At 63.1% G+C, this 3148-nt stretch carries 4 protein-coding genes; all 4 read right to left on the bottom strand.

The features are described from left to right. A partial coding sequence (locus tag ACW8PS_RS14140) for a metallophosphoesterase family protein (protein WP_491528137.1) occupies window positions 1–1099 on the bottom strand: 1099 nt, incomplete at its 3' end. Between the two features lie 216 nt (window positions 1100–1315). After that, window positions 1316–1585, bottom strand: a complete 270-nt coding sequence (locus ACW8PS_RS14135; protein WP_491528136.1) for a hypothetical protein — start codon at window positions 1583–1585, stop codon at window positions 1316–1318. 93 nt (window positions 1586–1678) lie between these two features. Beyond that, a complete protein-coding gene (locus ACW8PS_RS14130; protein ID WP_491528135.1) occupies window positions 1679–2440 on the bottom strand; it encodes a YjbF family lipoprotein in 762 nt (253 codons plus the stop codon). Beyond that, window positions 2437–3148: YjbH domain-containing protein (locus ACW8PS_RS14125; RefSeq protein ID WP_491528134.1), on the bottom strand; the 712-nt coding region annotated here is incomplete at its 5' end. The genes ACW8PS_RS14125 and ACW8PS_RS14130, both read right to left, overlap by 4 nt.

The following is a 3148-nucleotide window of genomic DNA, read 5'->3' as shown; positions in this document are numbered from 1 at the left end:
CGCCCTGCACGGCGGCGTCAAGATCTTCGGTTGTGCCTGCCTTTATCAATGCGCCCAATTCGCCCACCGGGCCGGTGTGTGGCTTGCCGGCGGCCTCGGTCAGCTCAACTTGCAGCTTGTCGATCCACAAAGACCCGATGCCTTGCGCCGCCGCCTGCGCCTCGTGGCGCAACAGATCACCATCGCGCCGCGCCCGCCACGCCAGCGATGAAACACCCGCCAGAACCGGGCGCACAATCAGATGTTCGCCGTCATGGTCGCGCCGCGCCTGTGTCAGGGCATTGCGCAGCGCCATGACCAGATCGCCCCACTCTTCAAGGCCGCTGCAATCAACCTCGATCCGCTCGAACTGGGCCACGGCCAGAACCCGTTCGGCCAATGTCACCGCGCCGGAATCCGCCACCGACACCAGCGTCACCGACTTTTCCCCGGCTTCGCCAATGTCGCGCCCCTGCGGGATGCCGGGCATCACCACCGCCCCGGTGCCGGTATGAACGGCGCGCTGGTGGATATGGCCAAGCGCCCAGTAATCAAAGCCGGTGTCCTCCAGTTCCTTCAGGGAACAGGGCGCATAAGGGTCATGCCCCGCCGCCCCGCCCAGACTGGTGTGCAGCAGCCCGATATTGAACGCCCCGTCACGCGCGCCGTGAAAATACCCCAGCAGGCTTTCGGGTGCCTGCGGCTGGCGAAACGAAATGCCATGCACCGCAACGTCATGGCCATTCCAGCTGGTTTCGACATATTCCGCGCGGTCGGAAAACACCGTAACAGACTCTGGCAAAACCAGTTCGCGGGTGATCCGCGACATGGCGTCATGATTGCCCCGGATCAGGAACACGGGAATGTCCGCATCAGCCAGCCGCGCCATTTCCTGCGCCAGAAAGCGGGCGGTTTTCATCGAGGTCTGCGCGCCGTCATAAAGATCACCGGCGATCAGCAACGCCTGAACCTGCTCTGAAATACACAGATCAATTATCCGCGACAGCACGGTTCGGGTGGCGTTGCCTATCAGTTCGGCCAGGCCCTCGTCCCGCAGCGCCAGCGATTTCAGCGGTGAATCCAGATGCAGATCCGCCGTGTGAATGAATTTGAACGCCACGCGTGATCTCCGGGGATAGATTATCCTATGCGTGTATAAGGCCAACGACGCGCCTTGGCGTCAAGCAGGCAGAGGCGCGCGCCCACCGGGCAGCGACAAGAGCCCCGCTTCAGGCATCGCTTACATACGACAAAGGGCAGACCCCAAAAGGGCCTGCCCTGAATTCTGTTTACCAATGATCGCCAGCCCGCCCCAGACCTGCCCGGGGCTTGGACCCTATTCGCTGTAGGAGCCGAGGCTGCCCGAGGTGGTGGTGACGGATTCCTCACTCAGCAAAACGGCCAGAACCCCAACTCCGATCACTCCGCCGGCAACGGTTCCGGCGGTCAAACCACCCGCACTGGGCAGAACGCCGACCACTACATCATCGTCATCTTCTTCCACGACTGGCGGCAGCGGCACCACTGGGGGCGTTACGACATGTGCAAAGGCAGCGGATCCGATCACAGAGACACTGATGCCAAGCGCGAGAATCATCTTTTTCATAATTTAAAACCTATTCCAAACAGCTCGATCCATCTGTACCGCAAGTTTCGGGCGCTTTCAACGCACACCTCGCCTATTTTTCGCCAGATCTGTTCAATTGGTAAGGCGGCGCAGACGCAGATAGCCGGATCCGGGACCCGCCCATTGGCGCGATTGCCAGACGATGCCGCTGCGCGAATCAACCCAGTAATCATTGACCACCTTGCCCGCCCCGCCCAGGCGGTCCGCGGCCATGCCGCCGGTGCAGGTCTCTTGCAGGCGACGGGTGGGGTGGCGTCGCTCGACGATGATGATCGTTTGCGGGCCCAGATCAACCAGATCGCACATCAGCGACAGGCGCCGGGTCTTGTTGTCCAGCCCGCGGTTGCTCAGAATTCTTTCGCCCCCCTGCGACGGGCCGGGCGCGTCACCGGCCACCGGCACGGCGCTGGACAGGATGTCACCCCCCAGACCCCGGGTGGCAATCAGCACGCCGTTGCGCGTGGTCAGCGTAATATTGTCCTCGGTGCGCCAGACGGTAATCAGCCCCGGCGTGCCATCGCGCCTGCGCGCGTCGACAGAAAGATAGGCCAGCTGGTCCCGGCGCTCCAGTATGACCTCGAGGTAGGAGCCCTTCAGCGTGTCCAGCGCCGCGCGGGTCAGGGGCTGGCGCTGGCCCTGCGCCTTGGAGGCGGTTCTGGCGGCAACGACCTGGCGGGCCCCTTCAATGATCTGCAATTCCAGGCTGGGCACGTCATTGCCACCGCTGCACGCCGCCAGGAAAAGCGGCACGAACAAAAGCGCAGACCTCAGGCGCAGGCCAGATACGGGGCCAGATACGGGACCGGAAGATAGGCCGGAAAACAGAGCCATCATTCCCATACCCTCGGCCACTGGGCCACCAGCGCCCTTGCATGGGCATCGCGGACCTGCCCGTAAAGCCGCCCCGGCACCATCAGTTTCTGGCCGCCATCGCGCTGGATCGGCCGGATCGTGGTGCCCAACCGCTGGCGGCTGGCCGTACCCAGGAGCCAGCCCACCGGGATCGAGAAGCGGATGCCCTTGTCAAACGAACCTTCGCCGAAATCCTCTGCGGACACATCCGTGAGGGTAAAGAACGCGCCCACCTCCCAGCCATTGTCAAACACCCGGTCCACGGCAAAGGTGGCCCCCACATCGCCGGCCAGATATCGCCCCACATCCAACTGACCCAGATAACCACCGCCGAAATCGTAATAGGCCGAGGCCTGGCCGGTGAATACCGTGTAATCGCGAAACCCCAGACGCTGGTCGTAGTTGCGCTGACGCACATAATTGGCCTCGACCCCCAGCCCGAGGCGGCTGGAAACCGGTTTCCACAGCAGTTCGGTCGAGATGCCGCCATACATCGATTCCAGATAGCCCGCCGTGACGCGGGCATAAAGATCAGGCCCCGGGCGCCACTGGCGCGCCACATAAAGCTCGTCCAGCGTGGTATCGGCCTGGGCGTAAAGCACCTGATCGGTGCGCACATGCGGCAGCACCGAATTGGACGGGCGCCCATCCTTGACGTTGCCCACCAGACGCTGGCAGATCGGAAGAGCA

This window comes from Alterinioella sp. (assembly GCF_058343375.1).
Note: the sequence above shows the minus strand (reverse complement) of the source record. Positions and strands in the feature narration are given on the sequence as shown.

Bases quoted from the DNA above. Each gene is read 5' to 3' on its own strand.
- ACW8PS_RS14135 (WP_491528136.1), bottom strand. From the start codon at position 1,585: ATGAAAAAGATGATTCTCGCGCTTGGCATCAGTGTCTCTGTGATCGGA.
- ACW8PS_RS14130 (WP_491528135.1), bottom strand. From the start codon at position 2,440: ATGATGGCTCTGTTTTCCGGCCTATCTTCCGGTCCCGTATCTGGCCCC.